Source organism: Phenylobacterium soli, from assembly GCF_003254475.1.
GTDB lineage: Bacteria > Pseudomonadota > Alphaproteobacteria > Caulobacterales > Caulobacteraceae > Phenylobacterium > Phenylobacterium soli.
In genome coordinates, this window is the sequence record NZ_QFYQ01000004.1 from 1 (window position 1) to 2,221 (window position 2,221).

Below are 2,221 nucleotides of genomic sequence, written 5' to 3' on the forward strand. Positions count from 1 at the left end.
GGGACCTATATACATCATTGACCCACGCCCCGAGCTGAGTCATAGTGGGCCTATCGACAAGGACCGCCCCGATGCTCCGCCATTTCGACAGCCTGATTGAACTCTTCGAAGCCTTCCCGGACGAGCAATCCTGCATCGACCACGTGACCGCGATCCGCTGGCGGCATGGGAAGTTCTGCCCGCTCTGCGGCAACGCGGACGGTGAGCGGATCGGGACGCTGACCGGCACGAGCACCCACAAGTGCTACGTCTGCCGCCAGCGCTTCAGCATCCGCGTTGGGACGATCTTTCAGGACACGAAGCTTCCGCTCCGCAAGTGGTTCGTCGCGATCTGGCTCATCAACGCTCACCCCAAGGGCATCGCCAGCACGACGCTCGCCAAGGATCTGAAGGTCACCCAGAAGACCGCGTGGTTCGTACTGCATCGCCTGCGGCACGCCCAGAAGACGCCCTCGTTCAACGCGCCGCTCAAGGGTGTCGTCGAGATCGACGAAACGTTCGTCGGCGGCAAGCAGCACAACATGCACGCCGAAAAGCGCGAGGCGATGAAGGGCGGCGCCAGCGGCAAGACCGTGGTCTTCGGGATGGTCGAGCGCGACGGCGAGCTGCGCGCCGGGGTCGTCGAGGACGTGAAGCAAACGACGCTTGAGCCCATCGTTCTGCATCACGTCGCCAAGGGCTCGGTGATCTACACCGACGAGCACCGCTCCTACCGCGACCTCAAGTACGATTTCCGCCACTCGACGGTGCGCCACAGCGACCACCAGTACGTCAACGGCGAGGCCCACACGAACAGCATCGAAAGCGTCTGGGCGCTCCTCAAGCGCCAGATCATCGGCATCCATCACTGGGTTTCGCCGAAGCACCTGGACGCGTACGTTTCCGAGATGGCCTTCCGGTTCAACCGTCGCGACGAGCGCGCCGCTGAGCGCATGAACGATATGCTCGGCCAGATCGAAGGGCCGCTCCCGTACAAGGTGCTGATCGCATGACCGAGAAGCCGAAGCTGCCACCCGAGCCCCCTTCGATGACCTGGGGCGAAATGCTCTCGCGCCACCTGCAAACCGACCCGTCAGAGGTTGAGGCGCCACCGGGGCGCACCAAGAAGAAGCCTCGGCCTAGTCCGAAAGTGCCGCCCGGCAAGTCTTGACAAGGTGCAGAAAAACGATCACGATCCCCTCGTGATCGCCCGGCTAAACAGACACCGATTTTGGATCGGACCGGCGCTCGCGGCGGCCGCCACCCTGCTTGTCCTGCAACTGACGGACCGCTTCAGCCCGTTGGCCGCAATTTGCCTGGGCGCCGCACTAATCGTCGTCGCCGTCCTCCGACTGATCGTTATCGCCATCGGGCGGTAGCAGGTCCCCTTGGGTCGGGGGCTCTGTGAGGCCGAACACACGCAATACGTTGTGCTCGATGACTTGCCAGACGCCGTGGCGAAACTCCTCGACCGTTTCCAGCTCGACGCTCATTTCGATCCCGGCCTTCATCCGCACATTGGTCGTGCCGTTCAGGACGCGCCGCACGAACTCCTCGTCCTTGATGGTCGCCCCAAACTCGCCCTCAGCTGACTTGAGCTTCCACCGGCGGGTTCCGGCGACTAGCACCGGACTGATCAGAACGACTGGAATGTCTTCCACCCGGGTGCGCCTGTTGACCGTCTCTTCACGGGGGGCGGCCCGACCGGCGCGCGCGGCGAACTCGGAACGGGGCACTAGGGCTCGCGGCTTCTCCCCCGGCGTTAGGGAGGTCCCGACGCCTCTGATCGCCGGATCGCGGTCGATCTCCTGATAGAACCGTTGCACCGGCGGCTGCGCTACGCGGCCCTCGTTGGCCGCGTCGGCCATCGCGCGAAGCTGGCTGAGTTGCTCTGGGGTGAAGCCCTTGTGATCGTCCCCCTGAATGTGGGCGATGGCCTTCTCAATCTCATAGTCGCGAATGCCTGTGCCGATCCCCTCGGCTGCGGCCAGAATAAGCGCGCCCAGTGAGAGCGACTCCCCAGCCTTCTTCCTGAGGTTTCGGATCAAGTTGTGAAAGTCGAGGCTACTCTCGGTCGCGCTCTGAAGCTCGATGCGGATGTCGAGAGAAGGGTCGATGAAAAACGCCAGGTCCTTTACGGCGGCGGCGAAGGCAAGTGACGCCCTGGAGACGACCTCCAAGTCAGCGACCTGGCCCGGCTCTAGATCGAAATACAGACTAATCGGTGCAGTAGTCATAAGCC

At 63.2% G+C, this 2,221-nt stretch carries 2 protein-coding genes; one reads left to right on the forward strand and one right to left on the reverse strand.

Annotated features, from left to right (window positions below):
- Positions 1–71 precede the first annotated feature (71 nt).
- Complete coding sequence (locus DJ017_RS19875; RefSeq protein WP_111530655.1) at positions 72–992, forward strand: IS1595 family transposase; 921 nt, start codon at positions 72–74, stop codon at positions 990–992.
- 315 nt (positions 993–1,307) lie between these two features.
- On the opposite strand, the gene DJ017_RS19880 is transcribed toward DJ017_RS19875, so the two are convergent.
- Positions 1,308–2,221 (reverse strand): hypothetical protein (locus DJ017_RS19880; protein ID WP_227000272.1); only part of this gene is annotated, 914 nt, incomplete at its 5' end.